The sequence below is a fragment of the Streptomyces hydrogenans genome (genome assembly GCF_014656075.1).
Classification (GTDB): Bacteria; Actinomycetota; Actinomycetes; order Streptomycetales; family Streptomycetaceae; genus Streptomyces; species Streptomyces hydrogenans.
The window spans coordinates 1-690 of the sequence record NZ_BNBS01000314.1 but is presented as its reverse complement, the minus strand read 5'-3'; the positions used below and the strand labels follow the sequence as shown (position 1 = coordinate 690).

Sequence of the window (690 nt, the reverse complement as noted above, 5' to 3'; positions counted from 1 at the left end):
GCGGATCTTGCGCGGGAGGGTGAGGGTCAGCTCGTCCATGAGGGAGAGGACCTTCGCCGGGTAGCCGGCCTGTGCGGCGGCCTGCTCGACGGAGGCGGGCTCGATGCCCTCGCCGACCATGGCGACGCCCTCGTCGATGAAGTGGCCGATGACGCGGGAGGTGAAGAAGCCGCGCGAGTCGTTGACGACGATCGGCGTCTTGTTGATCTGGCGGACCAGGTCGAAGGCGCGGGCCAGGGCCGCGTCGCCGGTGTGCTCGCCCTTGATGATCTCGACCAGCGGCATCTTGTCGACCGGGGAGAAGAAGTGCAGGCCGATGAAGTCGGCCTGGCGCTCGACGCCTTCGGCGAGGACGGTGATCGGCAGGGTGGAGGTGTTGGAGCAGAGCAGCGCGTCGGGCTCGACGACGTGCTGGATCTCCTGGAAGACCTTGTGCTTGAGCGCGGTGTCCTCGAAGACGGCCTCGATGACCGCGTCGCAGCCGGCCAGTGCCTGCGGGTCGGACGTGGCGGTGATCCGGGCGAGGAGGGCGTCGGCCTTCTCCTGGGTGGTGCGGCCCCGGGCGACGGCCTTGGCGCAGAGCTTCTCCGAGTAGCCCCTGCCCTTGGCGGCGGCCTCGTCGGTGACGTCCTTGAGGACGACCTCGATGCCGGCGCGGGCGCAGGAGTAGGCGATCCCGGCGCCCATCAT

At 69.6% G+C, this 690-nt stretch carries 1 protein-coding gene; it reads right to left on the bottom strand.

The features are described 5' to 3' along the window. On the bottom strand, nucleotides 1-690 hold a 690-nt coding region (locus tag IE321_RS41620; protein WP_190226799.1), incomplete at both ends, for a 3-hydroxyacyl-CoA dehydrogenase family protein.